Annotated in this window: 14 protein-coding genes; 12 read left to right on the top strand and 2 right to left on the bottom strand. The window is 71.8% G+C overall.

Going from position 1 to position 13804, the window contains the following annotated elements:
- Positions 1-368: 368 nt before the first annotated feature.
- Positions 369-1172, bottom strand: coding sequence for an NERD domain-containing protein (locus ACFYW9_RS01760; RefSeq protein ID WP_389143258.1), 804 nt, complete (start codon positions 1170-1172; stop codon positions 369-371).
- Positions 1173-1270: 98 nt separating this feature from the next.
- On the opposite strand from ACFYW9_RS01760, the gene ACFYW9_RS01755 reads away from it, so the two are divergent.
- The 7 genes from ACFYW9_RS01755 to ACFYW9_RS01725 all read left to right on the top strand — a co-directional run bounded on the left by ACFYW9_RS01755 (position 1271) and on the right by ACFYW9_RS01725 (position 8627).
- Positions 1271-1777, top strand: coding sequence for a dual specificity protein phosphatase (locus ACFYW9_RS01755; protein WP_351859369.1), 507 nt, complete (start codon positions 1271-1273; stop codon positions 1775-1777).
- Between the two features lie 253 nt (positions 1778-2030).
- A complete protein-coding gene (locus ACFYW9_RS01750; protein WP_389143254.1) occupies positions 2031-2903 on the top strand; it encodes a hypothetical protein in 873 nt (290 codons plus the stop codon).
- The gene (locus ACFYW9_RS01745; protein ID WP_389143251.1) at positions 2900-4183 is read left to right on the top strand and encodes an ATP-binding protein; all 1284 of its coding nucleotides are present in this window, start codon (positions 2900-2902) and stop codon (positions 4181-4183) included. Before ACFYW9_RS01750 ends, ACFYW9_RS01745 begins: the two co-directional genes overlap by 4 nt.
- Positions 4184-4254: 71 nt before the next feature.
- Complete coding sequence (locus tag ACFYW9_RS01740) at positions 4255-4971, top strand: SH3 domain-containing protein (protein ID WP_389143248.1); 717 nt, start codon at positions 4255-4257, stop codon at positions 4969-4971.
- Positions 4972-5068: 97 nt separating this feature from the next.
- Positions 5069-6454: an FtsW/RodA/SpoVE family cell cycle protein gene (locus ACFYW9_RS01735; protein ID WP_389143245.1), complete on the top strand. Its 1386-nt coding sequence runs from the start codon at positions 5069-5071 to the stop codon at positions 6452-6454.
- A complete protein-coding gene (locus tag ACFYW9_RS01730) occupies positions 6451-7908 on the top strand; it encodes a penicillin-binding transpeptidase domain-containing protein (RefSeq protein WP_389143242.1) in 1458 nt (485 codons plus the stop codon). The genes ACFYW9_RS01735 and ACFYW9_RS01730 overlap by 4 nt, the downstream gene beginning before the upstream one ends.
- Before the next feature lie 257 nt (positions 7909-8165).
- Entirely contained in the window at positions 8166-8627 is a 462-nt protein-coding gene (locus ACFYW9_RS01725) for a DUF3291 domain-containing protein (RefSeq protein WP_389143239.1), read from the top strand.
- Here the strand turns inward: ACFYW9_RS01725 and ACFYW9_RS01720 are convergent, their stop codons facing one another.
- Positions 8628-9737 (bottom strand): ferritin-like domain-containing protein, encoded by a 1110-nt coding sequence (locus ACFYW9_RS01720; protein ID WP_389143236.1) that lies wholly within the window; start codon positions 9735-9737, stop codon positions 8628-8630.
- Positions 9738-9875: 138 nt separating this feature from the next.
- On the opposite strand from ACFYW9_RS01720, the gene ACFYW9_RS01715 reads away from it, so the two are divergent.
- From ACFYW9_RS01715 to ACFYW9_RS01695, 5 genes are all read left to right on the top strand, one after another.
- Complete coding sequence (locus ACFYW9_RS01715) at positions 9876-10805, top strand: diiron oxygenase (protein WP_389143233.1); 930 nt, start codon at positions 9876-9878, stop codon at positions 10803-10805.
- A 150-nt stretch (positions 10806-10955) separates the two neighbouring features.
- Positions 10956-11681 (top strand): TetR/AcrR family transcriptional regulator, encoded by a 726-nt coding sequence (locus tag ACFYW9_RS01710; RefSeq protein ID WP_351859354.1) that lies wholly within the window; start codon positions 10956-10958, stop codon positions 11679-11681.
- A complete protein-coding gene (locus ACFYW9_RS01705; protein WP_351859352.1) occupies positions 11662-12009 on the top strand; it encodes a hypothetical protein in 348 nt (115 codons plus the stop codon). The genes ACFYW9_RS01710 and ACFYW9_RS01705 overlap by 20 nt, the downstream gene beginning before the upstream one ends.
- Before the next feature lie 109 nt (positions 12010-12118).
- Positions 12119-13276, top strand: coding sequence for an NlpC/P60 family protein (locus ACFYW9_RS01700; protein ID WP_389143228.1), 1158 nt, complete (start codon positions 12119-12121; stop codon positions 13274-13276).
- A gap of 104 nt (positions 13277-13380) precedes the next feature.
- Positions 13381-13803 (top strand): hypothetical protein, encoded by a 423-nt coding sequence (locus tag ACFYW9_RS01695; RefSeq protein ID WP_389143225.1) that lies wholly within the window; start codon positions 13381-13383, stop codon positions 13801-13803.
- Position 13804 lies beyond the last annotated feature (1 nt).

The following is a 13804-nucleotide window of genomic DNA, read 5'->3' as shown; positions in this document are numbered from 1 at the left end:
CATGAGGGCTGAAGCGTGCCGGGTGGCTGCCATGAACGCTGGGGCGTGCGGGCAGCTGCCGTGAGGGCTGGGGCGCAAGGCGAGAGGCACACAGAGAGGGGTGTGGGGCGCTAGGAGGGCGGTGGAAGGCGCCAGGAGAAGGGTGGAAGGCGCTAGGAGAGGGGTGTGGGAGGCTCCGGGTGCGGGTGCGGGTTCAGGTGCGGAGTACGGCGGGCGCGAAGGGCTGGGCGCCGCCCACCCGACGCGGCGCCCAGCCCGACGCCGCATGCCCGACGCCGCACGCCCGACGCCGCACGCCGAGCACCACGCACCACGTACCAGGCGCCGAGCGCGGATCAGCACCCCGGTCCGACAACCCCGCTCCCGGTTCACACCCGCAGCCACGTACGCCGGTCCCGGGCCATCGCGTGCAGGGCCTCCACGTCCGCCGGTTTGAGCACCCCGCCGAGTCGGCCGAGGTCCGCGATGCCGGTGTCCCGCAGGACACGGACCTCGCGCGGAGGCGTCGGCGTGTCCAGGCGCGCGGGGCCGACCACGGCGAGGACGGCGTGGACCTCGGCGGTCAGGGCGTGGGACGCGCGGTCGGCGTCGGCCCGGATCCGGCGGAGCAGCGGACGTGATGCGCGGCGGCCCACGGTGACCATCGGGTCGGTGATCAGGACGCGCTGCCTGTGGGCGTGCAGGGTATGCAAGGAGAAGAGGCCGGCGGGGCCGATCAGCAGGTGATGGATGCGGTCGCCGCCAGGGAGCGGAACCGAGTGCAGGACGTACAGGCCCCCTCCCTCCAGCCGGTCGAGGGCCGCGCCGACGGTCTGCTCGGCGGCCAGCGCGCGGCGGCGTGGGTCGGGGCGCAGCCGGTTCGCCGGGCCGGGGTCCCGGTCGAGGTCGATCAGCAGGGCCTCGCCCGGCCGGTTGGGCGCGAGGTCGTCGTCCGGGTGGAGGGTCAGGCGGGCCAGCTCGGCCGAGGTCGGCACGGGCGGTGGTCCGACCGTCACCGGGCCGGTCAGGAACGGGCGCAGAACGCCGAGCACGTCCTCGCGCCGGTCCTCGCTGAGCAGATTGACCCTGGCCGTGTCACGGTCGTACCAGGCGACGCTCCTCCCGTCGGTCAGGCACACGTACAGGCGCTCCTGTCCGTGGCGCCGGGCCGGTACGACGCGCAGTCCGTTCATGCCCATCACCCCATGGCCATGGGAACAGGCGGGGTGCTCCAGGGGCAAGAACCCGGTTACCTTTGGCAGGAGTTGGGGCAGTTGGGTGGGAGGCGCCGTTGCGAACTCGCAGAAGGTATCCGGATGTTCCGTCCCCGGACAGCCCGTGGAGTGAGATCGTGCCCGGCCTGTGGATGGGCGGCCACGAGTTCACGGGACGTTCGGGACAGCCGCAATCCGTCGTCGTGAACGACGAGTTCGACCTGGTGCTGACGCTGCTGCGGCAGCCGGGGCACGGGCCCGACCCGGGGGTCGAGCATCACGTGTGGCCGATACCGGACGGGCCGCTGGACGGTACACAGCTCACCGGGGTCATGCGGCTCGCGCGGGCCGTCGACGACGCGCTGGAGGACGGGCGCCGGGTGCTCGTCCGCTGCCATCACGGGTACAACCGCTCGGGGCTGGTCGTCGCGCACGCGCTCGTCCTCGCGGGGTACACCGCCGACGACGCGATACGGCTGATCCGGGCCCGGCGCTCGCCCTGGGCGCTGCACAACGAACTGTTCGTGGAGTACCTGCGGGCCGGGCTCCCCACGGCACGTCTCCTCGAGGAACTCGCGGAGTAGTCACCAGGGGGCAGGCTCTCCCGCGGTGAGGAGAGGGATCTCGGAGTCGTGATCATCCATGCGGTGCGAACAGAAGGGAACTCTGCGTGAATAAGAGGTACGGGGTGGCCGGTCGTCCGGTGTCGTGCCCGGCCGCCCCGGGCGCGCCCGTCCTCGGCGGTCGCCCCCTGGACGACCTCTACTTCTTCGCCCGTCTCGTGCGGTAGCGGCGCGGCAGCGCCCGCGGACGGGGCGGCCCGGACACGGGAGCGCAGTGATCCCCAGCCGCCTCGCGCGAGGGCACCGGCCCCGGCCCCGAGGAACCCGTCGTACCGGAGGGGCCGGGGAGACCGGCGGGCCCGGTCGCGTCCTCCTCGGGGCCGCGGTCGCCGCCGTACTGGCGACGGCCCTGGCGGGCTGCGGCGACTCCGGGGATCTGCGCGGCGCGGGCGCGACCCCCACCGCGGTCGGCCCGACCCGGCTGTGGCCGCAACTGCCGCCCGCCGCGACGCCCGCGATCGACTACGGCGAGGCGGACACCGAGACGGTCAGGGGCGTCACGGCTCCCGGCGACGACATCCACGCCCTGGATCCCGTCACGGTCGTACGCGCCGAGGTCGCGGCCCATCCGGACGAGTACACCGGGCCCCACGCGGCGTACGCCGAGACCGCGCGGCTGCTCGAGAACTGCGGGCAGCCGGGCTCGCGCGGCCGCAGGTGCCCGGTCCTGCGGGCGTACTACCGCGACCTCACCGGCGACGGGAAGGCCGACATGGTGCTCGGCATCCGGTTCCCCGCCCACCAACTGGCGGTACGCGTGTACACCTTCCTCGGCCACCGGCTGGTGCAGGTCATGGGGACCGCGGACAGCGTGGTGAGCGTGGAACTGGCGGGCCGCGACGTGATCATCCGCTCGCCCTCGACGCTGCCCGGCTACGAGTTCCGTACGGTCTGGTCCTGGGACCCGCACCAGAACGCGATGCTGGCGGCCCGCGACGAGATCCTGCGGGTCGGACCGCCGGCACCGACGGCATCATCCGCCCCGGCGCGGTCCCCCTCCGCACCCCCACGACAGGCCTCTCCCCCCGCACGGCAGGGTTCCCCCGCGGTCCACCCTGCGCCCTCCCCCGCCGCGAGCACCCCATGAGACGGTCGCTGCGCCTGCCGCGATGGACCGCCGGTCTCACCTGGAAGGCGGCCGCGTTCATCGCGGTGATGTGCTGCTGTCTCGTCGCCCTCCTCGGCGTCCTCGTGCATGTCTCGGTGACCGACCAGACCGTCGGCGAGGCCCGCGAGCGCGCGCTCGACCGGCTCGCCGACGTCACGGCGGCCTACGAGGCGGGCGACCGGCTGCCGCCGGACGCGGGCGTCGACCCTCCCGCACTGCCCGCGCGGCTGCGGGAGCTGGCGGCGGACGGGAAGCGGGGCACGATGGTCGGCGAGCACGACACGCACCCCACGATGTGGGCGGCCGGGCCCGCGGGCGGCGGGCGCGCGCTGGCCGTCCGGTTCGACTACGCCCAGGGCGCGCACGCCATCGACGCCCTGGACCGGGCGATCGTGTGGTCGTCGGCCCTGGCGATCGGCGTGACGCTGCTGGTGGGGGTGTTCGCGGTGACCCGGGTGACGCGCCGGCTGCACGCGACGGCGCGGGTGGCTCGGCGGATCAGCGCGGGTGACCTGGACGCGCGCGTCGACGACCCGCGCGCCCGGGATCCGTCCCGCCCGCAGGACGAGGTGGCCGCGGTCGCCGGCGCGCTCGACACGATGGCTTCGTCGTTGCAGGGCAAACTGCTGAGCGAGCAGCGGTTCACGGCGGACGTGGCGCACGAGCTGCGTACTCCGCTGACCGGGCTGCACGCGGCGGCCGAACTGCTCCCGCCGGGGCGGCCGACCGAGCTGGTGCGCGACCGGGTGGCCGCGCTGCGCACGCTCACCGAGGACCTGCTGGAGATCTCCCGGCTGGACGCCCGCAGCGAGCGCCTGGAGCTGGACTCCGAACCGCTGGTGCCGCTGGCCGAACGGGTGGTGCGCGCGTCGGGGACCGACACCGCGGTCCGGGTGGTGCGGGGCGTACGCGTGGAAACCGACCGGCGGCGGCTGGAACGGGTGCTCGGGAATCTGGTGGCGAACGCCCACAAGCACGGCAGGAGGCCGGTGGTACTGACCCTGGACGGCCCGGTCGTCACCGTCCGGGACCACGGGGACGGTTATCCCGGCTACCTCGTGGAGCACGGCCCGCAACGCTTCCGTACCGAGGGCGGCGCCAAGGGCCACGGGCTGGGTCTGACGATCGCGCTCGGCCAGGCGGAGGTCCTCGGTGCGCGTCTGGAGTTCGCCAACGCCCCGGACGGCGGTGCGCTGGCGACGCTGACGCTCCCTCAGGACGGACGGCGAGAGCCGGGCGTCCCCGATGGCGGAGTGTGAACTGCGCTCCCGGGCTCCCGATCCTAATGTGGCGATAAGTCAGCTTCACCCCCTTCCTGGAGGAGCCCTCCATGTCCCTGCGGTCCCAATACACCCGAATCGGTATGGCTCTCGCCGCCGGCAGCCTTGTCGCCCTCGCCGGTGCCGCCCCCGCCCTCGCCGACGACGACGGCGGCTCCGGAAGCGGTGACAGTCAGCAGTGGAGCAGCGGCGCCGGCGGCCACCAGTGGAGCGCCGGTGGCGACGGTGGCGGCGGAGGCGGTGCCGGCCACGAGCAGGGCGCCGGTGGCGACGGGGGCGGCCAGTCGTGGAACAACGGGGGCGGGGGTGGCGGTGACGGCGGGGGCAACCAGAGCTGGGACAACGGCGGCGGGGGCGGCAACAGCTGGGACAACGGGGGCGGGAGCGGGGGCGGCAACCAGGCGTGGAACAACGGCGGTGGGGGCGGAAACCAGAACTGGAACAACGGCGGCGGCGGGGGCGGTGACGGCCGCGAACCGGCGAACGGCAACGGGAATGGGAATGGGAATGGCAACGGCCAGAACAACCAGCAGCTGTACCAGGGCCGGGTCACCGCTCGCGGCGGGCTGGCCCTGCGCAGCTCCCCGACACGCGGCAGCCAGCTGATCCGGGTCGCGCGGCAGGGGGAGATCGTCTCCATCTTCTGCAAGACCCCGGGCGAGACCGTCGACGGCAACCCGAACTGGTACCTCCTCACGGACGGCACCTGGGCCTGGGGCGCCGCTCGCTACATCGACAACATCGGTCCGGCCCCCCGCTGGTGCTGACACCCGGGGCGACGGCGGACCGGACCCTCGGTCCGTCATCGCATGACGGGACATCGGGTAACGGGACATCGGGTCGCCCACTTGCTACGTTCCGGACATGATCCAGCCCGGAATGTCCGGAACATCCGGAACGGCCGTGGCGGCTGACCCGGCTCCTCCCGCCGAACGCCTGCCCAGGCGCCGTGGCATCGAGCTGTCCCTCATCGTCGTCGCCGTCCTGCTCTGCGTGTACGGCTACTGCGCCGTCGGTCTCGCCAAGCACGGCACCGTTCCGCCCGGCGCCGCCGGTTACGGCGCCGGGCTCGGCGTGCTCGCGCTCCTCGCCCATGTCGCCGTGCGCCTGCGGGCCCCCTACGCCGATCCGCTGCTGCTGCCCATCGCCGTCCTCCTCAACGGCCTGGGCCTGGTGCTGATCTACCGGCTCGACCTGGAGACCCCGGCCGACCAGGCGGCCCCCATCCAGCTCGTCTGGTCCACGCTCGGCGTCACGTTCTTCATCGTCGTCGTGCTCTGCCTGCGCAACCACCGTGTCCTCCAGCGCTACACCTACGTCTCGGTGGTCGGCGCCCTCGTCCTGCTCGTCCTGCCGATCTTCTTCCCGGCGGTGAACGGCGCCCGCATCTGGATCCGGATCGCCGGATTCTCCATCCAGCCGGGCGAGTTCGCGAAGGTCCTGCTCGCCGTCTTCTTCGCCGGCTACCTCGCCGCCAACCGCAACGCGCTCGCCTACAGCGGCCGCCAGATCTGGCGGTTCCGGCGGCTCCAGCTGCCCACCGGCCGCGTACTCGGCCCGATCGTGACGATCTGGCTGCTCAGCGTCCTGGTCCTGGTCCTGGAGCGGGACCTCGGAACCTCGCTGCTCTTCTTCGGCCTGTTCGTGATCCTGCTCTACGTCGCCACCGGCCGCACCGGATGGATCGCGGTCGGGCTGCTGCTCGCCTGCGTCGGCGCACTCGCCGTCGGCCGCCTCGAACCGCACGTCCACAGCCGGGTCGAGGACTGGCTGGACCCCTTCGCCTCGATCACCGCGGGCCAGGGACCCAACCAACTCGCCCAGTCCCTCTTCTCGTTCGCCGCCGGCGGCATGCTCGGCACCGGTCTGGGGCTCGGCCATTCGGTCCTCATCGGCTTCGCCGCCAAGTCCGACTTCATTCTGGCCACCGCGGGCGAGGAACTCGGACTGACCGGCCTGTCCGCGGTCTTCCTCCTCTACGCCCTCCTCGTCGAACGCGGCTACCGCGCGGGCCTCGCTCTGCGCGACCCCTTCGGCCGGCTGCTCGCGATCGGCCTCGCCTCGATCGTGGCGCTCCAGGTCTTCGTCATCGCGGGAGGCGTGACCGGCCTGATCCCGCTGACGGGCATGGCGATGCCGTTCCTCGCCCAGGGCGGCTCCTCCGTCGTCACCAACTGGATCATCGTGGCCCTGCTGATCCGGATCAGCGACTGCGCCCGCGGTCAGTACGACGGGACTCCGGCACCATGACCAAGTACATCCGCCGGGCCGTCGGGCTGTGCGCCGTGCTGCTCGTGGCCCTCCTGGTCAACGCCGCCCGCGTCCAGGTCGTCGAGGCCCCGTCGTACGACCGCAATCCCGCCAACCGCCGTCCGGCGATCGCCCGTTACGGCCAGCCGCGCGGGGACATCGTCGTCGACGGCCGCACGGTCACCGGCTCCAAGGACACCGGTGAGCAGTTCCGCTACGAACGGACCTACCTGGACGGGCCGTTGTACGCCGCCGTCACCGGCTTCGCCTCGCAGCTCTACGGGGCCACGCTGCTGGAGGGCACCGAGGACGGCATCCTGTCCGGCACCGACCCGATGCTGACCCCGTTCCCCCTGTTCAACGGCCTCACCCGGGCCCGCGGCTCCGGCGGCAGGGTCGTCACCACCCTCGACCCGGCCGCGCAGCAGGCCGCCTACGAGGGGCTCGGCGGCCGCCGGGGCGCGGTCGCCGCGATCGAACCGTCGACCGGGCGGATCCTGGCCCTGGTCTCCACGCCGTCGTACGATCCCGCGCTGCTGTCCGGGACGGGGCCGGACGTCACCGGGGCGTGGGCCGGACTGAACGGCCGGGCCGACCAGCCGATGCTCAACCGGGCGATCCGGCAGACGTATCCACCGGGGTCGACGTTCAAGGTGCTGACCGCCGCCGCGGCGCTGGACTCGGGTGTCGTGGACGACGTCGACGCGCCCACCAGGTCACCGGACCCCTACCGTCTTCCCGGCACCACGACGAGGCTCACGAACGAGATCGAGGGCTGCGAGGACGCCTCCCTGCGGTACGCCTTCACCTGGTCCTGCAACACGGTCTTCGCGAAGCTGGGCGTGGACATCGGGCTCGACGACATGACGAGGACGGCGGCGAACTTCGGCTTCAACGACCGCAAGCTGCGCATCCCCTTCTCGGTGGCGCCCAGCAACTTCGATCTGCGGCTCGACAGGGCACAGTTGGGGCTCTCCTCCATCGGCCAGTTCGACACCCGGGCGACTCCGTTGCAGATGGCGATGATCGCGTCGGCCGTCGCGGGCGACGGTTCGGTCAAAGCGCCCTACCTGGTGGAGCGGACGACCACGCGCAGGGGCGCGACGCTCAGCACGACCGGTCCGCGCGTCCTTCATCAGGCGATGAGAGCGTCGACCGCGCAGCGCATGCGCGAGCTGATGACCGACGTGGTGGAGAAGGGCACCGGGACCGTGGCCGCCGTTCCCGGCGCCACCGTCGGCGGAAAGACCGGCACCGCCCAGCACGGCATCGGCAACTCCGGTACCCCGTACGCCTGGTTCATCTCCTGGGCCCGCGCCGACGGCTCCATGGAGCCCGCGGTGGCCGTCGCGGTCGTCGTCGAGGACGCCGCCGCGGACCGGGGGGACATCACCGGGGGCGGGTTCGCGGGGCCGATCGCCCGGGCCGTGATGGAAGCGGTGCTGGGCTCGTGAAGGGGACTCCCACTCCGGATCGCTTCATCGCGCGGCCCGGTTCCGGCCTGTCGCGGCCCGGTTCTGGCCTGCCTCGCCCCGATTCCGGTCCGCCTCTGCCCGGTTCCGGTCCGTCTCGCCCCGATTCCGGTCCGCCTCGCCCCGGTTCCGGTTCGGGTCGCTCCGGTTCCGGTCCGCCTCGCCCCGGTTCCGTTCGGGTCGCCCACTTCGTGAGACGGGGGCTGTGCCGTTCCTCCCGGCCGACCTACCGTTCGGCCATGACTTCGCCGACAGCCTCGTTCGAGCTCGCCCAGGTCAACGTCGCCCGCCTCAAGGCCCCTCTGGATTCCCCTCAGTTGAAAGGTTTCGTGGAAGCTCTCGAACCCGTGAACGCCGTCGCGGACGCGGCGGACGGATTCGTCTGGCGTCTGCAGGACGACTCCGGTGACGCCACGGACTTCCGCGTTCTCGGCGACGCGTGGACGATCATCAACATGTCCACCTGGCGGGACACGAACGCGCTGACGGCGTTCATGTACCAGGGCCGGCACCGCGAGCTGATGGCACGGCGCCGTGAGTGGTTCGAACGGCTGGAGGAGGCGGTGACCGCACTGTGGTGGGTTCCGGCCGCCCATCGTCCCACGGTCACGGAAGCCGAGTCCCGCCTCCTCCACCTGCGCGAACACGGACCCACGCCGCACGCCTTCAGCCTGCGGACCTCCTTCCCGCCGGCGGGGTGATCACAGGCTCCCGCGCCCCTCGTCGATCGTGTTCCCGACCTCCGCCACGCGTTCCCTCTCCTCGGCCGCGAACCGTTCCGCGTCCAGTTGTTCGGCCATCTCCTCGTCCTGGGCCATCAGGAGGTCGAGGTTGGAGTCGCCCATGTCGAAGACGCCCATGTCCACGTAGGCGCGCTGGAGGCGTTCGCCCCACAGGCCGATGTCCTTGACGCACGGGACGATGCGGCTGAAGAGCAACCGGCGGAAGAGGTACAGGAATTCGGAGTTCTCGCTGAACTCCTCGGCCTCCGCCTTCGGAATGCCGAAGTTCTCCAGGACCTCGACCCCGCGCAGCCGGTCCCGCATCAGGTAGCAGCCCTCGATCACGAATTCCTCGCGTTCGCGGAGTTCGGCGTCGGAGAGCTGCCGGTAGTAGTCGCGCAGGGCCATGCGGCCGAAGGCGACATGGCGGGCCTCGTCCTGCATCACGTACGACAGGATCTGCTTCGGCAACGGCTTGTCGGTGGTGTCCCTGATCATCCCGAAGGCGGCCAGCGCCAGGCCCTCGATCAGGACCTGCATGCCCAGGTACGGCATGTCCCAGCGCGAGTCGCGCAGGGTGTCGCCGAGGAGGGACTGGAGGTTGTCGTTGATCGGGTAGAGCATCCCGATCTTCTCGTGCAGGAAGCGGGAGTAGACCTCCGCGTGCCGGGCCTCGTCCATGGTCTGGGTGGCCGAGTAGAACTTGGCGTCGAGGTCGGGGACCGATTCGACGATGCGCGCCGCGCAGACCATCGCGCCCTGTTCGCCGTGCAGGAACTGGCTGAACTGCCAGGAGGCGTAGTGCTTGCGCAGTTCACCCTTGTCCCGGTCGGTCATCTTCGTCCAGTACGGGGTGCCGTACAGGGTCATCGCCTCGTCGGGGGTGCCGAGCGGATCGAGGGGATCGACCTCCAGGCCCCAGTCGATGCGCTTCTGGCCGTCCCACTGCTTGTCCTTGCCCTTCTGGTAGAGAGCGAGCAGCCGGTCACGACCGTCGTCGTACTCCCAGCTGAAGCGGGCCGCCCCCGAGGCCGGTATCTGCCAGTGGGGATCTCCCGAGTCCGCGGCGTACAGCTCATGCGTCGGCATACTTCGCAGGCTCACACGGAGTAGACGCGCCGTCAACAAGTCCGGCACGGGGGATTGACGAGCTTGCTGACAAGCAGTCTCATAAGTGATGACCGCCGGTAACCCATAGAGATCCCGTACGACGAGGTGGGAACAGCCATGACGACGGTGCCCGAGGCCGATGTGCTCCGTGACGCGCTCGGTCTGCTCAAGGACCGGGAGCAGGTGGCCGAGCGCCTCCTCGACTCCTCCGCCAAGCACTCCTTCGACCCCGACAAGGAACTCGACTGGGACGCGCCCTTCGAGGAGGGCAAGTGGTTCTGGCCGCCCGAGCTGGTGTCGCTGTACGACACCCCGCTGTGGCGGAAGATGGGCGAGGAGCAGCGGATCGCGCTGTCCCGGCACGAGGCGGCCGCGCTGGCCTCGCTGGGCATCTGGTTCGAGATCATCCTGATGCAGCTGCTGGTGCGGCACATCTACGACAAGGCGGCGACGAGCGCGCACGTGCGGTACGCGCTGACCGAGATCGAGGACGAGTGCCGGCACTCGAAGATGTTCGCGCGGCTGATCACGCGCGGGGGCACGCCGTACTACCCGGTGAGCCGGGCGCATCAGCATCTGGGACGGCTGTTCAAGACCGTCTCGACCACTCCGGGGTCCTTCACGGCGACACTGCTCGGTGAGGAGATCCTCGACTGGATGCAGCGGCTGACGTTCCCGGACGAGCGGGTGCAGACCCTCGTCCGGGGGGTCACCCGGATCCACGTGGTGGAGGAGGCGCGCCATGTCCGGTACGCCCGGGAGGAGTTGCGGCGGCAGATGCTCACCGCGCCGCGGTGGTCGCAGGAGTTCACCCGGGTCACCTCGGGCGAGTTCGCCCGCGTGTTCTCGGTGGCCTTCGTCAACCCCGAGGTCTACACGAACGTCGGGCTCGACAAGCGCGAGGCCATGGCCCAGGTGAAGGCCAGTGGGCACCGGCGGGACGTGATGCAGACCGGGGCCAGGAAGCTGACGGACTTCCTGGACGACATCGGGGTGCTGCGGGGGGCCGGGCGGCGGCTGTGGAAGTCGTCGGGACTGCTGGCCTGAAGCGACTCCCGGACGGCTCCCGGACCGGCGGCCCTCGCGTGTACGGCGGCTACTGCGGGTGGTACGGGGCTCGGGCCCCGGACCGGCCTCGGTGTCCGCTCTTCCGCGCTGTTCGCGAGGGTGTGCGGACGGGCGGTTACGCTGCCGGACATGACCTCGCAGGCTTCCACCCCCGCTTACCGTCGGCTCAGTGTCGAGGAGCGGCGCAGTCAGCTGCTCGAAGCCGCGCTGTCCCTGTTCGCCCAGCGGGTCCCCGAGGAGGTCTCACTGGACGATGTGGCGGAGGCGGCCGGGGTGTCGCGGCCGCTCGTGTACCGGTATTTCCCCGGCGGCAAGCAGCAGTTGTACGAGGCTGCCCTGCGGTCCGCCGCCGAGGAGCTGGAGCAGTGCTTCGCGGAGCCCCCGGAGGGACCGCTGACCGAGCGGCTGTCCCGGGCCCTCGACCGGTACCTCGCGTTCGTGGACCAGCACGACGCCGGATTCAGCGCCCTGCTCCAGGGCGGCAGCGTCATCGAGACCTCGCGGACCACGGCCATAGTCGACGGAGTCCGCCGGGCCGCGGCGGAGCACATTCTCGATCATCTGGCGGTGCAGGATCCCGGGCCCCGGCTGCGGATGACCGTACGGATGTGGATCACGGCCGTGGAGGCCGCCTCGCTGATCTGGCTCGACGAGGACAAGGAACCGCCGCTGGACGAGCTGCGGGACTGGCTCGTCGAGCAGTTCACGGCGGCGCTCGCGGCGAGCGCCGGGAGCGATCCGCAGACCGCCGCGGTGGTCCGGGCCGCGCTCGCGATGGAGCGCCCCGACGGCCTCGCGGGGGCGCTGGTCCGGCGGGTGCTGCCCGTTGTCGAGAATGCGGGCCACCTGCTGTGACACTGGTCCGGTGAAGAGCGAAGACACCCCCTTTGTCGGCGGCCCGCTGGACGGGCGCGTCCTGCCGGTCCTGCTCGGGATCACCGGCCACCCGCCGAAGACGTACCGGATCCCGGTGCCCGACCCGGACGGCGGCAAGTCCACCGTTCTGGTCTACCGGCGCGTCCAGGCTGCCACCAGCAAGCGGCTCGGTCTGCATCAGGGGTGGAAGTACGAGTACGCCCCCGAGGGCGACGCGTCGGAGCGCCGGTTCAAGCTGCCCTGGTCCCCGGGCACGCACAAGGGCGGGGGCGGCGGCGCCACGCCGGGCGGCAACGCCGACGGGTGACCTTCTTGGGCCGAAGCGCTCTTCCGGCGCGCGCCCGGGATGCGGCGGCCCGATCCTGCCGGTGCGAAACGGGTGGCGGACCGGCCGCCCCGGCAACGGAGGTGACGGCATGTCAGGAAGGCTTCTGCGTCTGGTCTGCACGGGGGCGGTGGCGGTCGGGGTGCTCCTCTCCTCCACGCCCGCGGTGGCCGCCCCCGAGCCCGGCCCGGCCTCCGGCACCGACGCCCAGCGGCCCGTCACCTCGTTGCTGACGGATCTTCAGCGGCTCTACCGGGACGCCGAACGCGCCACCGAGACGTACAACGGGACCGCCGAGAAACTGAAGAAGCAGCGCGCGGAGGTCGCAGGGCTCGACGCCCGCCTCGCCAGGGCCCGTCTGTCGCTGGAGGACAGCCGGGTCGCCGCCGGACGGCTGGCCCGGCAGCAGTACCAGAGCGGGGACGAGATCTCCCCGTACGTACGGCTGCTGCTCGCCCGGGATCCGCAGCACGCCCTCGACCAGGGGCACCTGATCAGGCAGTTGTCGCTGGAGCGGGCCCAGACCGTGCGGCGGGTCACAGGCCGCGAGAAGCGGGCCGACGAGCTCGCGCGCGCGGCCCGCAAGGCGCTGGACGCACAGCTCTCCCTCGCCGCACGCCGGCAGAAGGAGCGGGACGAGGTGCGCGAGCGTCTCGACGACGTGCAGCGGCTGCTCGCCTCGCTGACCGCGGAACAGATCGCCGAACTGGACCGGATGGAGAAGTCGGGAACGGACACGGCCCAGAGGAAGATCATGGCGTCCGGCGCCCTCAGCAGCGTGCGGCCGCCCACGCGGGAGGGCGAGGAAGCGTTGCGCTACGCCGTCGAGCAGGTCGGGAAGCCGTACGAGTGGGGTGCGGAGGGGCCGAAGACCTTCGACTGCTCGGGGCTGACGTCACAGGCCTGGGAGCGGGCCGGCCGGCCCATCCCCCGCACCAGCCAGGAGCAGTGGGCCGAGCTTCCGAGGGTCCCGCTGGACAAGCTGCGTCCCGGTGATCTGGTGATCTACTTCCCCGAGGCCACGCACGTCGCCCTCTATCTCGGCGAGGGGATGGTGGTGCAGGCCCCGCGGCCGGGGGCGAGGATCAAGGTGTCCCCCATCGCGGCCAACCCGCTGCTGGGTGCCGTACGCCCGGACCCGGACGGGGAGCCCTTGCGGCACTACACGCCGCCGGAGTTCCCCGAGGGCGCCACGGACGGATCCGACGAGGGCTACGCCTCGGCCTCTCCGGTGACCGAACCGAGGTAGTGGAAGGCGCCGGACGGGCGGGAGGTGGGACCCGTTTCGCCGGGCCGGACGCTCTACGTCCTGCGGGAATCGAACGGACCGCGGACCTCGGGCGTCCTGGGACCATGAAGACATCGCGCCGAACCGCCGTCCTGCTGCTGAGCGCCGGGCTGATGCTCACCGGCTGTTCGTCCCCGACCGACACCCCGGCCTCCGAGGGGTACCGCGGCCCCACCCTGCCCGCCCGCACCGCGGAAGGGGGCCACTGGAAAGAAGGGCCCGCGAAGCCCGTGCGGCACAAGCCGTACCCGTACGACCTCTATACGCACTGTGGGATCAAGTGGGCCAGGTTCGGCGGGCGTTGGTGGGTCCTCGACACGGTCTTCCCCGGTGTCGAGCAGGTCCGGGGGAAGCGGTCCTCACCGTACGCCCAGACGCTCGCCGGCTATATGACCCTGATCGGCCCGGACACGGCGAACTTCGACGCGGCCGGGATGCCCACGCTGCAGTTCGTGCCGGCCAGGAAGAACCCGCCCGGCTGCGACTAGC

The organism is Streptomyces sp. NPDC002698 (genome assembly GCF_042888945.1).
Taxonomy (GTDB): domain Bacteria; phylum Actinomycetota; class Actinomycetes; order Streptomycetales; family Streptomycetaceae; genus Streptomyces.
Note: the sequence above shows the minus strand (reverse complement) of the source record. Positions and strands in the feature narration are given on the sequence as shown.

Excerpts from the sequence above, each read along its gene's own strand:
- ACFYW9_RS01760 (WP_389143258.1), bottom strand. The coding sequence starts at position 1,172 with ATGAACGGACTGCGCGTCGTACCGGCCCGGCGCCACGGACAGGAGCGC.
- ACFYW9_RS01745 (WP_389143251.1), top strand. The coding sequence starts at position 2,900 with ATGAGACGGTCGCTGCGCCTGCCGCGATGGACCGCCGGTCTCACCTGG.
- ACFYW9_RS01740 (WP_389143248.1), top strand. The coding sequence starts at position 4,255 with ATGTCCCTGCGGTCCCAATACACCCGAATCGGTATGGCTCTCGCCGCC.
- ACFYW9_RS01735 (WP_389143245.1), top strand. The coding sequence starts at position 5,069 with ATGATCCAGCCCGGAATGTCCGGAACATCCGGAACGGCCGTGGCGGCT.
- ACFYW9_RS01730 (WP_389143242.1), top strand. The coding sequence starts at position 6,451 with ATGACCAAGTACATCCGCCGGGCCGTCGGGCTGTGCGCCGTGCTGCTC.
- ACFYW9_RS01725 (WP_389143239.1), top strand. The coding sequence starts at position 8,166 with ATGACTTCGCCGACAGCCTCGTTCGAGCTCGCCCAGGTCAACGTCGCC.
- ACFYW9_RS01720 (WP_389143236.1), bottom strand. The coding sequence starts at position 9,737 with ATGCCGACGCATGAGCTGTACGCCGCGGACTCGGGAGATCCCCACTGG.
- ACFYW9_RS01715 (WP_389143233.1), top strand. The coding sequence starts at position 9,876 with ATGACGACGGTGCCCGAGGCCGATGTGCTCCGTGACGCGCTCGGTCTG.
- ACFYW9_RS01710 (WP_351859354.1), top strand. The coding sequence starts at position 10,956 with ATGACCTCGCAGGCTTCCACCCCCGCTTACCGTCGGCTCAGTGTCGAG.
- ACFYW9_RS01705 (WP_351859352.1), top strand. The coding sequence starts at position 11,662 with ATGCGGGCCACCTGCTGTGACACTGGTCCGGTGAAGAGCGAAGACACC.
- ACFYW9_RS01700 (WP_389143228.1), top strand. The coding sequence starts at position 12,119 with ATGTCAGGAAGGCTTCTGCGTCTGGTCTGCACGGGGGCGGTGGCGGTC.
- ACFYW9_RS01695 (WP_389143225.1), top strand. The coding sequence starts at position 13,381 with ATGAAGACATCGCGCCGAACCGCCGTCCTGCTGCTGAGCGCCGGGCTG.